The organism is Curtobacterium sp. MCLR17_045 (assembly GCF_003234405.1).
Lineage (GTDB): Bacteria > Actinomycetota > Actinomycetes > Actinomycetales > Microbacteriaceae > Curtobacterium > Curtobacterium flaccumfaciens.
This window is the reverse complement of the sequence record NZ_QKTB01000016.1, coordinates 44,277-59,227: the sequence shown is the minus strand read 5'-3', so window position 1 is coordinate 59,227 and position 14,951 is coordinate 44,277. Positions and strand designations below refer to the sequence as shown.

The following is a 14,951-nucleotide window of genomic DNA, read 5'->3' as shown; positions in this document are numbered from 1 at the left end:
GACGGTGGGCGCGGACTGTACCAGGGGAACACGCGCTCCCGGCTCCCGCCAGCCTCCCGAGCGGGTGCCACCCGAGGGGGTGTCCGCAGAGCGGCCGACAAGTGTGTCCCACACCCGTGACGGACGGGAGGCCCGTGGCGGCGTCGCCACGGGCCTCCCGTCCGTCATCCGGTCACGTCGAGGACGCCACCCGGTGTCGCGGACACCGTCTCAGTCGTCGAAGTGCGCCGCGGCCGCGCGGGCGCGGTAGACGACGTGGTCGACGTCGTCGCCGAGCACCGTGACGTGCCCGATCTTCCGGCCGGGCCGGGGCGCCTTGCCGTAGAAGTGGTACTTCGCCTCGGGGAAGGCCTCGAGCGCTGCGGGGTACCGGGCGGCGAGGTCGCCGTCCGCGGGTCCGCCGAGCACGTTGACCATGACGGACGCGGGGGCGAACGAGCCGGTGGCCCCGAGCGGCAGGTCGAGGACGGCGCGCAGGTGCTGTTCGAACTGGCTCGTGGTGGCGCCGTCGATGGTCCAGTGCCCGGTGTTGTGCGGACGCATCGCGAGTTCGTTGATGAGGATGCGCTCGTCGTCGGTCTGGAACAGCTCGACCGCCAGCACGCCGGTCACACCGAGTTCCTCCGCGATGCGGACGGCGATCGACTCGGTCAGGTCGGCGATCCGGCCGGCGCTGTCCGGCGCCGGTGCGATGACCTCGGCGCAGACCCCGTCGCGCTGCACGGTCTCGACGAGCGGCCAGGCGACGACCTGCCCGGAGGGACGGCGTGCCACGGACTGCGCGAGCTCGCGGGTGAAGGGGACGAGCTCCTCGACCAGGAGGGCCTGGTCGCCGCCGGCCTCGGCCACGGCGATGAACCAGTCGTCGACGTCGGACGCGTCGGAGACGACCCGGACGCCCTTGCCGTCGTACCCGCCCCGCGGCGTCTTGACGACGGCACGGCCACCGTGGTCCGCCAGGAATGCTCGGAGGTCGTCGGGTCCCTGCACGGCGGCCCAGTCGGGCACCGGCAGTCCGAGTTCGCTCAGCCGGCGACGCATGGTGATCTTGTCCTGGGCGACGGCCAGCGCGTCCGGTCCGGGGTGGACCGACACGCCCGCGTCGACCAGGCTGCGCAGGACGTCCTGCGGCACGTGCTCGTGGTCGAAGGTCACGACGTCGACCTGTCGGGCGAACTCGAGCACCGTGGCGGCGTCGTGGTAGTCGCCCTCGGCGGTGGCGGCGATCGCGGCGGACATGCCCGGCCCCTCGGCGAGCACCCGGATGTCGATCCCCAGTTCGACCGCGGCCGGCACCATCATCCGTGCCAGCTGTCCCCCACCGATGACCCCGACGCGCAACGCCATGCTGTGTGATCCTTCCGGCGCTCCCACCGTGCGGTGGGAACGCGTTGTCTACAATCGCTGTTCGGGTCGCGCTCTGCACGACCGGTCACAACTCTACGGATCCTGGAGGGCTCGTGCGGCGCCTCATCGCCCAGCTGGCACGCTTCGGCGTCGTCGGTGCCGTCGGCTTCGTCGTGGACACCACGGTGTTCAACGTGCTGCGCATCACCGTCCTGAACCCCGAGGACGTCCACTCGGGGCCGTTCTGGGCGAAGGTCATCTCCACCGTCGTGGCGATCTTCGTGAACTGGATGGGCAACCGGTACTGGACGTTCCGCGAGCAGCGTCGCGCCGTGGCCACCCGCGAGGGCATCGAGTTCGTCGTCGTGTCGCTCGGCGGCATGGTCATCGCGCTCGCCTGCCTCGGGGTGTCGCACTACGCGATGGGGCTCACCTCGGTGCTCGCCGACAACGTCGCGAACATCATCGGGCTCGTGCTCGGCACGGTCTTCCGGTTCTGGCTCTACAAGGTCTGGGTCTACCACCCCGAGCGCACGGCCACGCAGCCGGCCGCCGCGGACGAGTCGGTGTCCGACGGCCCGCGGGTCCCCCACGACGTCTGACCTAGGATCGGTGGGGTGACGGCCGAGACGACCACCACCCCCGCCCCACCCCGCACCGCGCGCTGGGAACGTGTCGCGATCGCGGTGATCACGGCGACCTTCGGGCTCTGGCTGGTGGCGTGGGCGTTGCTCGTCCCGGTGTTCGAGGCCCCCGACGAGACCGCGCACATCGACGCCGCCGTGCACGTCGCCCTCGGTGACGCCTGGGCGGCCCCCGGCGAGCTGCACGTCACCAACGCCGTGCAGGCCGCGAAGGTCGAACAGGCGACGAAGCCGTCCGACGAGTGGTCGACGGTGAGCGAGCTGCTGCAGAACGCACCAGGACCCTCGGCGACGGTCAACCAGATGACCCAGCACCCGCCGACCGCCTACCTGGCCGGAGCCGCCGTGCTCCGGGCCGTCGACTTCGGCGAGCTCCGCTGGGACCACGCGTTCGTCGCTCTCCGGCTGGCCGACGTGCTGGCCGTCACCGCGCTCCCGCTGCTCGCCTGGGCGTCGGTCCGCCGGGTGACCCGCAGCCCCCGTGCCGCGTTGATCGGGGCCCTCGCCGTGTTCGCGACGCCCGAGCTCGCGTCCATCGGCTCGTCGTTCTCGAACGACGCCCCGGTGCTGCTGGTCGCCGGGATCGTCGTCTGGCTCGCCACCCGTCTGCTCACCGGTGACACCCGCTGGCGCACCACGATCGCACTGGCGGTGGCCCTCGGGGCCCTGGTCTGGATCAAGGGCACCGGGTTGCCGGCGGTGCCGTTCGTCGCGGTGGTGGTGCTGTTCGCCGGCGCCGGGGTGCTCTCCCTGCGGCAACGGATCGTCCGCACGGTCGTCACGATGGCGGTCTCCGGCGGCATCGGTGCCTGGTGGTGGCTGCACAACCTCGTGTCGTACGGCCGGATCCAGCCGAACGGCTACACGGCCATGCGGCCCCCGAAGGACTTCCCGCCGGGCGAGAGCCCCACGCTCGGACACTTCCTCGACGTCAGCTGGGGCACCCTGTCGCGCACGTTCTGGGGCAGCTTCGGCGGTCGCGCCCAGGTGACCATCGGCGACCTGCTCACCGCCGTCCTGACCCTCGTCGCCCTCGTGGTGCTGGTCGGCTGGGCGTTCCGCCGCGGCCCGGACCTGCGGGTGGCCCTGTGCCTCGCGGTGTTCCCGGCGCTCCTGATCGGCATCCAGAACCGCACGAGCGCGCACTCGTACCTCACCACCACCGAGGTCGCCGCCACCCAGGGCCGGTACTACTTCCCCGCGATCGTCTGCCTGATCGTGCTGAGCGCGCTCGCGTGGCGACGACTGGTGCCGGCCGGCCGGGCACGCACCTGGGCCGCGGTGGCGCTGGCCGTCGTGCTGCCCGCGGTGGGCGTGTACGGCTTCGCGGTGGCGTCGGCCTGGTTCTGGAACGCGGCGCTGTTCCCGGTGACGGGCCGCGGGCTGCTGCGGTACTCCGAGATCGGGCCGGTGCCACCCGCGGTGCTCGTCGTCGTCGTGGCCCTGGTCGCGGTGGGGCTCGTCGCGTCGGTCGTGCAGGTCGAGCGCGCCGACCGTCGCGCCCTGCCGACGACGGTTCCCGTCCGCTGACACGCCAGGCCGCGGAGCGCCGCGGTCGCACGACGTGCCGCAGGCCCGGCGCCGAGGGGTCGCGAACTGTCGGCAGGCGAGGCCGCAGCCGACACTTCGTGACCCCTCGGCGGACGGCGCGCGGTGGGCGGTGGGCGCACCCGCAGACGGACGGGAGGCCCGGTGCCAGCTGGCACGGGCCTCCCGTCCGTCGTCACGCGCGACCGGTGCCCCACTCCGTGAGCAGCAATGGTCGGGTCCGTCATCCGGACCCGACCATTGCTGCTCACGAAGCGCTGCGCGCGCCGCGCGTCAGGCGGCGGGGACGCCGCCCTCGACCGCGGAGGGGTCGTCGGTCGGGCGGTTGCGCCGGAACCACGTCGGGGCCGCGGCGCAGAGCAGGAAGAGTCCGTCGACCGCGAGGCTCCAGACACGGGTGACGACGACCACGACCAGTGCGATGGGCGCCGGCATGACGAGCGCGAGCAGGAGGGCCTGCACGCCCTCGCGGACGCCGAGCCCGCCGGGGGCGAAGACGGCCAGCATGCTGATCGCCGAGGCCATGCTCGCGGCACCGATCACGAAGGCCGCGTCGGTGAGCTTCAGCGACGGGTACACGCCGAGGGTGATGAAGTAGTACGCCGTGCCGGACAGCACCGCACCCGCGACGTAGAGCCCGGCTCCGCCGAGGACCGTGCCGAGGTTCGGACGGACGTCGGCCTCGAGCGGCTTGCGACGCAGGATCTTCAGCGCGATCCCGATCAGGAACACGAACACGCGCGGGATCAGGCAGACGACGCAGCCCACGAACGCCGCGATCATCAGGACGATGAGCCACGGGTCGAGGTTGTGCGTCCGCGGGTCGATGAGCAGCAGCACGAGCGCCAGGGCCAGGGTGGCGGCGATCTGCAGCGCACCTTCCAGCAGGCCGCTGACGCCGAGGCGGGCCTTCGAGACGCCGTGCTTCGAGGCGAAGTAGACCTTGCCGATGATCCAGGTCGCGGCACCGGGGATGTAGCGGCCCATCCAGGACTTCGCGTACACGTAGGTCAGGGTGACGCCGCTGCCCTTGAGCCCGGTCGCGCCGAGCCGTCGCAGCAGGTAGAACCAGATGCCGACGCCCCAGTACCGGAAGCCGAGGCTGATCACCGTCGCGAGGATCACCCACGACCACTGCCAGTCGAGCCCGGCGAGCTGTCCCCAGTCGACGCTCCGGACGTACAGCACGAGGAACACCGCGAGCAGGACGTAGAAGGCGATGGGGATCGCCTTGCCGAGGAACCGTCGTCGCTTCGACGGACGCTTCCCCTCGGGCGCGGGGGTGTCGCTGGTGCTTGCGGACAAACGGGTCTCCTGCTCAGGTCACGGGCTCAGGTCATGGTAGACGCTGGGTCGGGCCGCTCCCTGCGGTGCTGCCGCAGGGAGCGGGTACCGGGGACGTCAACGATCGAGCGTCACCGGGCGAGCTTGACGATCTGCACGCGGCAGGGGATCTCCGGGTCGGTGGAGCGGTCGGCGCTGCACGAGATCGTCGCGTTGTACGTGCCGACCAGCTTGCCGGCCACCGAGTAGTCGCGGGCCGGGGCGGTCGCCGGGTCGAACTGCACGAAGTACTGCACGCCCTCGTCGATGAACAGGTTGCGCATCGCGTCCGAGTGGTACGTGTAGCCCTGACCTGAGCGACCGTACACACGCGTGTCGGTCAGGAACGCGAGCGAGGAGAGCGAGCGGTAGTTCGAGCCGATGACGGTGGCGTCCTCGGGCAGCGCGCCGCTCGCCCGGATCTGGTCGGCGAGCCGGACGATCTCCGGCACGTCCGTCGGCCCGAACACGCGCAGCGCCTCGGTGCGGTTGACCGACGGGTAGAACGGCGCCGGAGACCCGAACCAGTTCTGCGTGTACGAGGCGACCGGCACGACGGCGATCGCGACGCACGCCACGATCGTCCGGACCACACCCCGACGGCGCACCAGCCGCCAGACGGCCGGCAGCATGAGCGCGCCGATCATCGCCGTCAGGTAGAACAGCGGCCAGTAGTACCGGGCGTTGCCGCCGCCGCTCGACGACGAGGTGATCATGCCGTAGCCGACGAAGTACACCAGGGTCGTCGCCGCGACGATGCAGGTGAACGCGTAGCGGCGGAACCGCACGACACCGATGACGAGTGCCGCCGCGAAGAGCAGGGCGATCGGCGCCGCGAACGGGGCGAAGGTGCTGATCTTCTGCAGGTAGTACGGCAGGGCGAGCATGCGCTCGTGCAGGTAGTACCCGGCGCGGGCCGCGATGCCGGACTCCTTCGTGACCTTCGGCGCGGTGTCCTCGGTGGTCGACTGCGTGGGCGGCGGAACCACGGCGGGGTCCGGGTTGTCCATCGGGCCCTGCTTGTAGACCGACGGGGTGAAGTCCTCGTTGGGCGAGAAGGCGTGGTCGTTGGGCGGGACCGGCAGGAACGGCCAGTCCGTGGCACGGCCGCCGTCGTCGAACTTCGAACCGATGTTGACCGAGAGCGACGACCCGAGCGTCACCGTGCCGTACTTGAGGGTCAGTGCGCCGACCCACGGGGCGATGACGACGGCGAACACGACGATCGTGGCGACCGGGGCCGTCCACCAGTGCCGGACGGGCTCACGGCGGCGACGGGCGGACCAGACGCGCAGCAGCAGCCAGAGGATCACGGCACCGACGGCCACGGGCAGCAGGAAGAGCTTGGTGAAGTACCCGAGCGCAGCCACGACGCCGAGCACCGCGCCGGAGGCGACCCGCGCACGCGTCGAACCGTGCAGCGCCTGGTCGGCCCACCGGAGCGCCCAGAGGAACCCGACGATCCACGCGACGACGAGCAGGTCCGGGGTCTGCACCGACACGGCGCTCATCAGGGCGGGGATCGCGGTGACCATGAAGAGCACGGCCGGGACGATGCGGTGGTTCTGCGACCAGACCAGCCACCCGCCGATGCCCAGCACGACGGCCACGGCGAAGCAGTTCACGATCGCGAAGGCCGTCTGCATGCCGAGCCCGAGGGCGATGAACGGCGCCATCATCCACGAGACCAGCGGCGACCAGTACGCGTTGATCGCGTCGGGCAGCCAGCCGTTCGCGTACTCGCGCGCGATGCCCATGTAGGAGATGCCGTCGACGTTCGTCACCCCGAGGCGGTTGTGGTACGCCACGGCGGCGCTCAGGGCGACCCCGATCACCACGAGGACGCCCAGGATCAGGGGTGCGACGACGTGCCGGTACCGTCGCGCACCCGCCCCCGAACGCCGTCCTGCGGGCTCGTGGGTGCTCTGCGGTGCTGCGGTCGTCGTCACGGTCACGTGCTTCATCATGACATCCGATCGCTTGCCGGACCGCACCGAGGCGGATCGCGGGCCCCGCTCGGCGTGTGGGAGACTGCCGGGGACCCCGCTCCGACCACCTCGAGGACGTTCGTTGGCCACCGAAACCCGCGCAGCCGAATCCGCAGCCGAACCGACGGCGGCCGCTCCCCGCGCAGGGGGCCGGCTCGAGTTCCCGTACCTGGACGGGCTCCGCGGTCTCGCCGCCCTGGCCGTGGTGTTCTACCACGCGTACCTCTTCACGGGGACGACCGGCACCGGGCCGACCGAACTGCCGTGGCTCCGACCGTTCATCGGCTGGGGCTACCTCGGCGTCCCGCTGTTCATCGTCCTGTCCGGCTACGTCCTGATGCTGCCCGTGGTCACCCGGTTCGACCGCTACCGGTTGCCCGGTGGCTTCTGGAAGTTCATCTGGCGCCGCGCCCGACGGATCATCCCGCCGTACTGGGCGTCGCTCGTCGTCTTCGCGCTCATCATCCTGTTCGTCCCGGTGATGGGGCAGCCCGGCGGCACCCAGTGGGACACGAAGCTGCCGATGGGCTGGGGCACGTTCCTCACGCACTTCTTCCTGGTGCACGACTTCTTCCCGCAGTACATCGGCAAGATCAACGGCCCGATGTGGACGGTCGCCGTCGAGTGGCAGATCTACTTCCTCATGCCGCTGCTGATCCTGCCGCTCTGGAAGGTCTTCGGCGGGTGGGCGACCGCGTCCTCGCTCGTCCTCATCGGCATGTGGATGGGCTCCGAGAGCCGCTACTCGTGGATGCACCCGTGGTTCGTCGGCCTCTTCGCGGTCGGCATGCTCGCCGCCGAGCTCACCGTCAAGGCCCGTGACGAGCACCTGACCGGCAAGCTGAACGCCTCGAAGCTCGGCGGGCCGCGGTGGCAGAGCGGCGTGTTCGTGGCCGCGATGTTCGTCGGCATGCTCCTCGTCTTCTTCCGCAACCGCGACTACTGGCAGCACCAGACCTGGCCGTCCGAGGTCGTCCTCGGCATCTTCGCCGGCATCCTGCTGACCTGGATGGGCCGCAAGGCGGTCACCGGGGAGCACACCTGGCTCGCACGCTTCTTCGCGTGGAAGCCGTTCGTGCTCGCCGGCCTCGTGTCGTACACGATCTACCTCTTCCACAGCCCGTTGCTCGGACTCGGCAACCTGCTGCTCCTGCCGATGGGCCTGTACCCGAAGTGGCAGTTCCTGATGATGGTCTTCGTGGTGATCCCGATCACCCTGGCGATCTGCGTCGGGATGTGGTGGCTCGTGGAGCGCAACTTCCTGAACCGCCGGCAGAAGCACGCCACCCGCGAGGTCTCCTCGCGCGGGCGCCTGCCCGAGGTCGAGACGGACGACGAGGGCACCCGCACCGCCCGCTGACCCCGACAGCGGACACCGCATCGGACGCTGCCCCTGTGCGCGTCACGGACAGGTGTCGCCGAGTCCGGGTAGCATCGCTCGGACCGCGGCGTGGGAGATCAGGCCCACGGCATCTCGACAGGGAAGACGAGACCACATGCGCGCACCCATCAGCAGGATCCTCGGGCTCGGCACCGCTGCCGCCGTCGCCGGGGTCATCACCTTCGGCAGCGGCCCGGCGGTCGGCGCGACCGCCACCGAACCCGCCGGCACCGACACCGGTCAGCAGCTCTCCATCGCCGAGATGGACCGCACCGGCAACCACACCATGGGTGCCGGCATCGCCGCCCACGCCGGTGAGACCCACGTGACGACCTCCCCCGACGCGACCTCGGGCGGCGGCGTGAGCGCACAGTCCCTCAGCTCGTCGGCCGCTGCCGCCACCGTCGGCGGGCCACCCCCCGGCCGGGTGCAGGGCTTCGACATCAGCGCGTGGCAGCCGAGCGTCAACTTCCTGCAGGCCTACCGCAACGGCGCCCGGTTCGTGTACGTGAAGGCGACCGAGGGCACCTCGTACGTCAGCTCCACCTACAAGCAGCAGTACGCCACCGCCAAGCAGCGCAACCTGTACCGCGGCGGCTACGTCTACGCCCAGCCGAGCCAGGCGAGCGGCGCCGCGACCGCGAACTACTTCTTCGCCCACGGCGGCCAGTGGAGCAAGGACGGCAAGACCCTGCCGCCGCTGCTCGACATCGAGTACGGCAGCGCCGCCCAGGGCACCTGCTACGGCAAGTCGTGGGGCGCGATGCGCACCTGGATCAAGGACTTCAACCGGACCGTCGTCGCCAAGACGGGTCGGTACCCCGCGATCTACACCACGACCGACTGGTGGAAGCGCTGCACGAACAACAGCAACCAGTTCTCGAAGAACCCGCTGTTCGTCGCGATCTACCCGGTGAAGAACTTCACCACCCCCGGCACCCTCGGACGCAGCTGGTCGAAGTGGACCTTCTGGCAGTGGGCGGCCAGCGGCACGCTCCCCGGCGACCAGGACGTCTACCGCAACGACATCACGTACCTGAAGCGCTTCGCGTCCCGGACGAGCTGACGCCCGTCAGGGACGTCGCTGCGATCGACGGCCCTGCCACCAGCCGACGGCGAACAGCACCGCGCCGACGAGCAGGAACGGCCCACCCGCGAAGACGAGGAACGCCGCACCGAACGGGAAGCTCCCGCCGGTCGCGGCGTACACGGTGAGGATCAGCGCCCCGGTTCCGGAGACGGCTCCGCCGATGGCGGCGGTGACGCCGCCGGCGACGGTGAGGGATCGACGCTCGGTCATGTCGTCAGCCTAGGGGCGCGCGCCCCCGGCGCTCGGCCACCACGAACGGACAGGAGGCCCGTGGCGGTGTCGCCACGGGCCTCCTGTCCGTCACGGGCGCGCGTTCGCGCCCGCCGTGTCAGCGCGCAGCGTCAGCGGACGTCGCGCGTCGCCTCAGCGAAGTCGGCGTCGAGGGCGGTCGCCATGCGGGCCACGCCCTGCGCGAGCTGCGCGCGGACCGCGTCGCGGTCCGCGTCGAGCGCCTCGAGCTGCGCCGTGACGTCGTCGACGAACGTGGGCTCGAGTGCCGCCTCGATCGGCTTCGAGTAGGCCTGCTGGCCCATCTGCTCGAAGAACAACCGGCCCTTGTCGACGTAGTAGAGCACCGCGGCGGGGACCCCGGCGATGGTCGCGACGATCGCCGAGTGCAGGCGGCTCGCCAGGAACAGGCGGCTGCGCGACATCAGCCCGGCGTACTCGGACGGCGAGAACTCGTCGGCCTCGACCACGTGGGTGCGGTCGGCGTGCCGCATCAGCGCGATGACCTCGCGGGCGAAGGCGGCGTCGCCCTCGGACGCCTCCATGTGCATCGGGTAGAACACCACGTCGGCGTCCCAGCGGTCGATCACACGGTCGGCGAGGTCGGCGACGGCCTGCCGGTAGGTCACGAGCTTGTCGCTGTCGACACCGGTCTGGCGGAAGCGCTTCGGCAGGAACCGGAACGGGATCCAGCCGCTGCGCTTGTAGTGGAACCAGCGACGGACGCCGAAGCCGATCGAGCCGTCGAGCTGCTCCGCCGTGAGGCCGGTGGTGCGCTCGAGCCGCTCGAGCACGTCCGCGTCGGGCGGGGTGACCGTGCCGACGACCGCGGGGTCGAAGGACGACACGATCGGCGTCTTCACGCCCCAGGACAGGAGTTTCTCGCGGGACTCGTCGTCGCGGACGGCGAAGGCGCTGCAGAGGTCGACGGTGGCGCGGATCAGGCGCTTGCTGACCCCGGCGGTGGTCGGGCCGATGCCCTGGAACGCCCCGACGAGGTTCTTGTTGACCGCGCGGACGAGCAGCATCTTGCCGAACCAGTACACGAGGCCGAGCTTGTTCGTGTAGTCCTTCAGGATCTCGCCGCCGCCCCAGAGCACCACGTCGGCGCCGCGGGCGGCACGGAGCAGCGCGAACAGGTCGCCGATGCCGGTGCTGTACGGGGAGACCGGCAGGAACCGGATCCCGAACCACGCGGCGTCCCGCTCGGGGTACTGCGACAGGGACACGATCTCGGCGTCCGGCCACCGGCGACGGACGAGCTCGACGTTGCCGGCGAGGATCGCCCGGTCCCCGCGGTTGTGGGGCGAATCGCTATTGTGGATCAGTACGCGCACGGGGTGAGAGCCTACCGGACCGTCCCCCGCCAGCCCCGGAAAGGCACGATGTCCCGCACCACTCGCTCCGCCCGCTCCCGCCAGGACCGCCCCCGCCTGCTCGTCCTGGGCTCGACGTTCCCGGCCCGTCCGGACGACGGCGTTCCGGCCTTCGTGCTCGACCTCGCCCACCAGGAGGCCACCGAGTTCGACACCCTCGTGCTCACCCCCCGCGTGCCGGGTGGTGCCGCGAAGGAGCGCATCGGCGACGTTGCGGTGCGCCGCTACCCGTACTTCCCGCGTCGCTTCGAGGACCTGGCCGACGGCGCGATCCTCGACAACCTCAAGGAGCGGCGCTCCCGCATCGTGCAGGTGCCCGCCCTGGTGCTGGCGCAGTACCTGGCCGTGCGGCGCGTGGTGCGCTCCGCGAGGCCCGACGTCATCCACGCGCACTGGGCCATCCCGCAGGCCCTCGTCGCGACCCTGGCCGCCCCGGGTGTGCCCGTCGTCGTCACGACCCACGGCGGGGACATCTACGCGCTCCGTGCGGCTCCCCTGGTCCGGCTCAAGCGCTGGATCTTCGGACGGTCGGCGCACGTCACCACCGTGAACTCCGAGATGCGCGAGCGCCTGACCGAGTGGGGCGTCCCCGAGTCGCGCTCGACCGTGATCCCGATGGGTGTCGACCTCGGCCCGGCCCGCGACACCCGTGCCCGCGTCGCGCCGCAGGAGCACCACGTGGTCGCGGTCGGTCGTCTGGTCGAGAAGAAGGGCTTCGGCAACCTGATCGAGGCACTCCGCGGCCTGGGCGACGACGTGCCGTGGCGGCTCACCGTCGTCGGCGACGGGCCCTACCGCGCCCAGCTCGAGCAGCAGGCGGCGGGGCTGCCGGTGACGTTCCTGGGCCAGCGGGGCCGCACCGAGGTGCTCGAGACCCTCGCGTCGGCCACCGTCGTCGCGGTGCCGTCGATCCCCGCGGCGAACGGCGACCAGGAGGGCCTGCCGGTCACCCTGCTCGAGGCCGCGGCGGTCGGAGCCGCGATCGTGGCGAGCGACCTGCCGGGCATCCGGGACGTCGTGCAGGACGACGTGTCCGGCGTGCTCGTGGCCCCGGGCGACGTCCCGGCGCTCCGCGCAGCACTGCAGCGCGTGCTCACCGACGATGCAGCACGCTCGCGCTACCAGGAGCAGGCCGTCGTCTCGGCAGCGGAGTTCTCCACCGAACGGATCGGCGAGCGTTACCGGGCGGTGCTGCGCGCGGCCATCGGCTGACGACGCGGCGAACACACCGGAGGCCCGGTGCCGGTCCCACGGACCGGCACCGGGCCTCCGGTCGGTCGCGGCTAGCGCCCCATGCCGCGGTACGTGAAGCCGGCGGCGGTCCACGCGTCACGGTCGAGGCAGTTGCGGCCGTCGATGACGACGGGCGACGCCACGAGTGCAGCGGCGGCGGTCGCGTCGAGCTCCCGGAACTCGGTCCACTCGGTGAGCACGAGCACGAGCTCCGCCCCGCCCAGCGCCTCGGCCGCGCTCTCGACGTAGTCGAGCTCGGGGTGGACGCGGCGCGCGGTGACGACGGCCTCGGGGTCGTACGCCGAGACGACGGCGCCGAGTTCCTGCAGGCGGGCTGCGATGTCCAGGGCCGGCGAGTCGCGGACGTCGTCGGAGTTCGGCTTGAAGGCAAGGCCGAGCACCGCGACGCGCTTGCCGCTGACGACCCCGCCGAGCAGCTCCTGCGCCAGCTCGACGACGTGCGCGCGACGGCGCAGGTTCGTGGCGTCGACGTCGGCGAGGAACGCCAGGGACTCCCCGACGCCCAGCTCGTTGGCCCGTGCCTGGAACGCACGGATGTCCTTCGGCAGGCACCCGCCACCGAAGCCGAGGCCGGCGTTCAGGAACTTCCGGCCGATGCGGGCGTCGTGGCCGATCGCGTCGGCGAGCGCCGTCACGTCGGCACCGGCGACCTCGGCGATCTCGGCCATCGAGTTGATGAACGAGATCTTCGTGGCGAGGAACGCGTTCGCGCTGATCTTCACGAGCTCGGCGGTGGGCAGGTTGACGACGAGTCGGGGCGTGCCGGTGGACAGCGCCTCGGCGTAGACCTCGTCGAGGGCGGCGACGGCCTGCTCGCCGGCCTCGCCCTCCGGCACGCCGTAGACGAAGCGGTCCGGCGCGATGGTGTCCTGCACGGCGAAGCCCTCACGCAGGAACTCGGGGTTCCAGACGAGCGTGGCACCGGGGACGGCCTCGCTGACCTCGTCGGCCAGCCGTGCGGCGGTGCCGACGGGAACGGTCGACTTGCCGACGACGAACTCGCCGGCGGACAGGTGCGGGGTGAGCGCGGCGACGGCGGCGTTCACGTAGGTCAGGTCCGCGGCACCGGTGGGGCCCTGCGGGGTGCCGACGGCGAGGAAGTGCACGCGGGCACCGGCGACCTCGGCCATGTCGGTGGTGAAGCGGATCCGACCGGACTCGAGGGCCTCGGTCAGGATCTCGGGCAGGCCGGGCTCGAAGAAGGGGGCCTCGCCCGCGGCGAGCCGCTCGATCTTGGTGGGGTCGACGTCCACGGCGACGACCTCGTGTCCGAGTTTGGCCATGGAGGCGGCGTGCACGGCACCGAGGTAGCCGCAGCCGATCACAGAGATACGCACGTCGAAGAAGGTACCGGTTTCTCGCCGAAGTCTCATCACGACGCCCGCGACGACGCTCACAGCGGCCGGGTCAGGCCCGCACGTCGCCCCACGGCGGACGGTCCGGACCACCGACGATCTCGTCCCAGTCCGGCTCACGGTGCCGGCGTCTGGCCTCGTAGGCCTCCACCAGGTCGTGCAGGACGGCGACGACGAGGTCGGCGTGCGGCACGTCGGCGAGGACGACGGCGGGGTCGTCGCCGGGGAACACGAGCACGTCGCCGGAGCGGAACAGCCCCTGCAGCCCGCGGCGCCGCACGGTCACGTCGTAGCCGCGGGAGTGCAGGAGCTCCCGTCGGGTCCGCGTGCCGAGTCCGTTGACCACGACCAGGCGACGCGTGGTGACGACGTACCGCTCCGACATCCAGCGGAACAGCGGGACGGCGCCGCCGAACACGACGAGCACCACGACGACGAGCGCGACGACGGCGTTCAGCCACGCCAGCTGTGCCTGGAACACGCCGAAGCCGAACCCGCCGGCCGCGGTGACGAGCACGACGAACACCGCCGGGCGCACCAGCCGACGGGCGTGTGGTCGCAGGCGTGCGACGACACGTTCGGGCGGGGGCTCGGCGGTCATGCCGTCATGCATACCGCAGGTGGGTGACGTCCCCCACCGCGACGCCCCTGGTGCCGCCCGCCTGGTCCCGGATCGTGATGCGGCCGGCGTCGTCGATGCCGGTCGCGTCGGCCTCCTCGACGGTGCCGTCCGGCATTTCGAGGCGGATGCGGCGACCGATCGTGCCGCACGCGGCGCGGACGTGGGACCGGACCGTCTCTGCGGCGGGACCCCCGGTGACCAGGCCGGCCACCGCCTCCAGGACGGACCGCAGGAAGGCGGACAGGACCGCGTCGGCCAGGGCGGGTGCGTCGTCGACCGCGCCGGCGAGCAGGAGCGAGGTGGACGTCGGGGTGGGCAGCCGATCCGCCGGGATCGTCAGGTTCACGCCGGCCCCGACCACGACGCTGCCGTCGGCGGCGACCTGGCAGAGGATCCCGCACACCTTGTCCCCGGCGACCTGCACGTCGTTCGGCCACTTCACGACGACGTCCGCGCCGGCGGGGAGCACCGACGCGATCGCATCGCGCATCGCCGCCCCGGCGACCAGCGGCAACCAGCCGCGGTCGTGGTCGTCCAGGTCCGCACGGACGAGCACGCTGGCGGCCAGCGTCTCACCGGCCGGAGCGGTCCAGGTGCGGTCCAGCCGGCCCCGACCCGCGGTCTGGTGCAGGGTCGCGACGACGCTGCCGTGCTGCTGCGCGGGGGCGGCGGCGAGCAGGTCCGCGTTGGTGGACCCGGTCTCGGCGGGAGTGGTGATCGTCGCGCCCGCCGACCGGACAGCCTCGCTGGTGGCGGGGAACGACGGCGACGGGGATGTGGACATGCACGCAAATG

The 14,951-nt window shown here is 71.7% G+C and carries 13 protein-coding genes; 5 read left to right on the top strand and 8 right to left on the bottom strand.

From position 1 onward, the window contains the following. Positions 1-210: 210 nt before the first annotated feature. Positions 211-1,347, bottom strand: coding sequence for a 5-(carboxyamino)imidazole ribonucleotide synthase (locus DEJ05_RS11430; RefSeq protein WP_111110451.1), 1,137 nt, complete (start codon positions 1,345-1,347; stop codon positions 211-213). Between the two features lie 113 nt (positions 1,348-1,460). Between DEJ05_RS11430 and DEJ05_RS11425 the strand changes: the two genes are divergently transcribed. Then, complete coding sequence (locus tag DEJ05_RS11425; RefSeq protein WP_071406423.1) at positions 1,461-1,949, top strand: GtrA family protein; 489 nt, start codon at positions 1,461-1,463, stop codon at positions 1,947-1,949. A gap of 15 nt (positions 1,950-1,964) precedes the next feature. After that, a complete protein-coding gene (locus tag DEJ05_RS11420) occupies positions 1,965-3,521 on the top strand; it encodes a DUF2142 domain-containing protein (RefSeq protein WP_111110450.1) in 1,557 nt (518 codons plus the stop codon). 291 nt (positions 3,522-3,812) lie between these two features. On the opposite strand, the gene DEJ05_RS11415 is transcribed toward DEJ05_RS11420, so the two are convergent. Continuing rightward, positions 3,813-4,844 (bottom strand): lysylphosphatidylglycerol synthase domain-containing protein, encoded by a 1,032-nt coding sequence (locus DEJ05_RS11415; RefSeq protein WP_111029461.1) that lies wholly within the window; start codon positions 4,842-4,844, stop codon positions 3,813-3,815. Between the two features lie 110 nt (positions 4,845-4,954). After that, positions 4,955-6,826, bottom strand: coding sequence for a glycosyltransferase family 39 protein (locus DEJ05_RS11410; protein ID WP_181440711.1), 1,872 nt, complete (start codon positions 6,824-6,826; stop codon positions 4,955-4,957). Between the two features lie 106 nt (positions 6,827-6,932). Here DEJ05_RS11410 and DEJ05_RS11405 point away from each other — a divergent pair, with 106 nt between their 5' ends. Beyond that, entirely contained in the window at positions 6,933-8,210 is a 1,278-nt protein-coding gene (locus DEJ05_RS11405) for an acyltransferase (RefSeq protein WP_181433031.1), read from the top strand. A gap of 136 nt (positions 8,211-8,346) precedes the next feature. Beyond that, positions 8,347-9,297, top strand: a complete 951-nt coding sequence (locus tag DEJ05_RS11400) for a GH25 family lysozyme (protein WP_111110449.1) — start codon at positions 8,347-8,349, stop codon at positions 9,295-9,297. A 6-nt stretch (positions 9,298-9,303) separates the two neighbouring features. On the opposite strand, the gene DEJ05_RS11395 is transcribed toward DEJ05_RS11400, so the two are convergent. Together DEJ05_RS11395 and DEJ05_RS11390 are read right to left on the bottom strand one after the other, a co-directional pair. Beyond that, on the bottom strand, positions 9,304-9,531 hold the full coding sequence (locus tag DEJ05_RS11395) for a hypothetical protein (protein ID WP_111029457.1): 228 nt from the start codon (positions 9,529-9,531) through the stop codon (positions 9,304-9,306). A gap of 131 nt (positions 9,532-9,662) precedes the next feature. Beyond that, positions 9,663-10,886: a polysaccharide pyruvyl transferase family protein gene (locus tag DEJ05_RS11390; RefSeq protein ID WP_181433030.1), complete on the bottom strand. Its 1,224-nt coding sequence runs from the start codon at positions 10,884-10,886 to the stop codon at positions 9,663-9,665. A gap of 48 nt (positions 10,887-10,934) precedes the next feature. Here DEJ05_RS11390 and DEJ05_RS17870 point away from each other — a divergent pair, with 48 nt between their 5' ends. After that, the gene (locus tag DEJ05_RS17870) at positions 10,935-12,137 is read left to right on the top strand and encodes a glycosyltransferase (protein ID WP_146245082.1); all 1,203 of its coding nucleotides are present in this window, start codon (positions 10,935-10,937) and stop codon (positions 12,135-12,137) included. Positions 12,138-12,208: 71 nt separating this feature from the next. On the opposite strand, the gene DEJ05_RS11385 is transcribed toward DEJ05_RS17870, so the two are convergent. The 3 genes from DEJ05_RS11385 to DEJ05_RS11375 form a co-directional block, all read right to left on the bottom strand. Next, positions 12,209-13,516 (bottom strand): UDP-glucose/GDP-mannose dehydrogenase family protein, encoded by a 1,308-nt coding sequence (locus tag DEJ05_RS11385; RefSeq protein ID WP_111110464.1) that lies wholly within the window; start codon positions 13,514-13,516, stop codon positions 12,209-12,211. Positions 13,517-13,586: 70 nt separating this feature from the next. Then, positions 13,587-14,135: a PH domain-containing protein gene (locus DEJ05_RS11380; RefSeq protein WP_071244247.1), complete on the bottom strand. Its 549-nt coding sequence runs from the start codon at positions 14,133-14,135 to the stop codon at positions 13,587-13,589. Between the two features lie 4 nt (positions 14,136-14,139). Further along, the gene (locus DEJ05_RS11375) at positions 14,140-14,940 is read right to left on the bottom strand and encodes a biotin--[acetyl-CoA-carboxylase] ligase (RefSeq protein ID WP_111110447.1); all 801 of its coding nucleotides are present in this window, start codon (positions 14,938-14,940) and stop codon (positions 14,140-14,142) included. Positions 14,941-14,951 lie beyond the last annotated feature (11 nt).